Below are 2,867 nucleotides of genomic sequence, written 5' to 3'. Positions count from 1 at the left end.
CTTTGAGCGTTATCCCGGTATGAGCAGACCTGCTCTGCACGCTGAGCATCAGGTCGCGGATACACGTAGTCGTGTGGTATCGGTCCAGAGGGTAATCGGTAATGTAGATGAAATTCATAATCGGATAGTCCATTCTGCACAGCTGCATGATGCATCCATACGATCACCTCACCATGGGTCCTACCTGCCAATGTCAATTGCAGGGGTCTGTCCCCTACCCATTGTAGAGCCAATTCCTCACCATTGAGGATGAGTTGTCTGCCTCCAGGGGCCTCCCGACTTCGCAAGAGATGGTCTCCAACGACCCACTCCAGATTGGTATGGCTATCATCCTCTTTGGATTCGCAGAAATTCTTTCCGAAGGTCGCTAGGTACTGTGCGGCTCTATGCAGAGCTACGTCATAAGTCTCATTGGTCATACTCATAGGAGTTATTGATTGTGGTACTCCTTCAGCCAAGCATAGAAATCGGTCTGTGCTCTACAAGGCGTACGTTCATCCTGTATAGGGTCGTTGCTCATATCGGCACGGATGAGGCATGCCTTGGTGTTGTCATTCAGTTGCAATTCGAGGCACTTCTCTATCTCCTTTTTGGAGCCCTCATGATGCAGGGGGAAGACCACCTCGATCCTACGATAGAGATTGCGCTCCATCCAATCGGCCGAGCCCATGTACAGCTCATCCTCTCCATCGTTGTGGAACCAATAGACCCGGGCGTGTTCCAGGTATTTATCTACGATACGGATGAGTCGGAGATTGGGCCTGGGCACGGCACAGCAAATGGCACGTACGATGATGTCGACCTCCACTCCAGCATCGGCTGCTTCATAGATCTTGGAGATGATATAGGGGTCCTGTAGATTATTGAGTTTGATGACCATACGGCCTTTTTTACCGGCTTTCACATGGTCTATCTCCCGCTTGATCAATCGCTCGAATTCCTGTATCATATTGACCTGTGCTACGAACAAGTGATCCACCTTCAGCTCGGTGACATTACCGAAGATGAATTCCATGGTACGGTCGAGCTCTTCGGTAAGGGTGTCGTTACAGGTGAGGTAGGCATGATCCGCATAGACCATAGCCGTTTTCTCATTGAAATTCCCCGTGCCGAAAAAGGCATATCGCTTGGGATTGCCTTCATCGTCCACCCCATTGAGCAGGGCCACTTTAGCATGTACTTTCAGATTGAGGCTGCTGAATCTGACATCGATGCCCTCTTCCATCATCTTGTGGGCCCACTTCAGGTTGTTCTCTTCATCGAAGCGCGCTTTGGCCTCGACAAAGGCGGTTACCTTCTTGCCATTGCGAGCCGCACTGATCAATGCATTGACCACATGGGAATTCTCAGCCACCCTGTAGAGTGTCACCTTGATCTCCTTGATCTTCTCAGAGATGACCGCCTCATTGAAGTAGCGTAGGATATAGTCCGTACGCTGATAAGGGAAATGAAGCATGATATCATCTTGCTCCATGGCCTCCAACACCGATCCAGCCTCTTCTATGAGAGGGTGAGCAATGGGTCTATCCTTTGGGTACTCATATTCCTTACCGAGTGGATTGGGCAATTGGAAATGGTCGAACATGTTGTGGTACCTCCCACCGGGTACCAGATCATTGTCACTGAGGTCCAACATCCGCTGTAGATCTTTGACCATGTGTTCAGGCATGGTCTTGTCATAGAGAAAACGACTCGGAATACCGATATCCCTCTTTGTCAGGTTCTTCTTGATCTTCTCTATCAGCGTGCCTGAGATCTCATCTTCCAAATAGAGTTCTGCATCCCTATTGAGCTTGATCTCATAGATACCGTTGATCCGATACTTAGGAAAAAGTATGTGCATGAACGCCCTCACGATATCATCGATAAAAGCGAAATGATACTTACCGTCTATCGGAGGAAGCTCATAGAATCTCTGTAATTTCTCTGAAGGCACATTGACGATACCTATCTGTGTATTCCCTTCTGAATCGACTAGGTCCACCGCATGATACAGCCTTCTATTCTTCAAGAAAAGGGGTCTGCTTCCCGCTTGGGCCGGGATGGTCGGGGAAATGAATGAGAGTATCTGAGAGTAGAAGTAATCTTCGATGACTTCTCGATGCTCAGGGTGGAATGCCTCGGTGGTCTGTAGGATGACTCCGGCTTTCTCCAGATCAGGCAGGATGGTCTCTCGATAGGTACGACCATAATCCTCCTGCTGCCTCCACGTCATGGCGAGCGTTTCGTTGATCAACTTCTGTGGGGTGATGAATCCGGCCTTTCTGCGGATCTTCTTCTTACCGTACTTGGCCAGACGCGACATCCGCCTCATATTGGCAAATCGCACTCGGAAGAACTCATCCATATTGGATGAATAGATCGCCATGAATTTGACCCGTTCGAAGATGGGCACCGAGGGGTCCTGTGCTTCCATCAGTACGCGCTGGTTGAACTTGAGCCAGGAGAGATCCCGCTCTACGAGATCCAACTCCGCTTTCTTCACAGACGATCGTATCTGTGATAGACTTTCCTTGACTTTCTCAACCTGTTTGATCATGTGCCCCCAATGATTTATAAATATACTTTTTCGTCAAGCGTAGAGAAGGAATTCCTCCTCTTATCTCGGAGGGCGTCAAATAGTGGACCATGTTCATCATGCGATGAGAATCAGCCCGCTAACGCCTAGCAATCGTAACCGATGGGGAATTTCCTCCCCGATTTCGATGGAATTGAATGGACTCTATTGGAGAAACGGCAATCAGATTATGGACTTACACATCTCCATTAAACAGAAAAAGAAACGCCCTCCTTCGCTACTCTTAGAGCAGCTTCGGAGGGCGGAGGTGGAGCCGGGGGGAGTCGAACCCCCGTCCAAACGTGAATCC

The 2,867-nt window shown here is 49.3% G+C and carries 2 protein-coding genes; both read right to left on the bottom strand.

The window, feature by feature from the left end:
* Window positions 1-425: hypothetical protein (locus tag HKN79_00040; protein NNC81940.1), on the bottom strand; the 425-nt coding region annotated here is incomplete at its 3' end.
* 5 nt (window positions 426-430) lie between these two features.
* Window positions 431-2,539 (bottom strand): polyphosphate kinase 1, encoded by a 2,109-nt coding sequence (gene ppk1, locus HKN79_00035; protein ID NNC81939.1) that lies wholly within the window; start codon window positions 2,537-2,539, stop codon window positions 431-433.
* Window positions 2,540-2,867: the final 328 nt, after the last annotated feature.

The organism is Flavobacteriales bacterium, from assembly GCA_013001705.1.
In the GTDB taxonomy this organism is placed as follows: domain Bacteria; phylum Bacteroidota; class Bacteroidia; order Flavobacteriales_D; family JABDKJ01; genus JABDLZ01.
The sequence above is the reverse complement of the archived record's forward strand: the minus strand, read 5'-3'. Positions and strand labels throughout refer to the sequence as shown.

What these genes read in the sequence shown, in the direction of transcription:
- ppk1 (NNC81939.1), bottom strand. Translation starts at nt 2,539, where the DNA reads ATGATCAAACAGGTTGAGAAAGTCAAGGAAAGTCTATCACAGATACGA.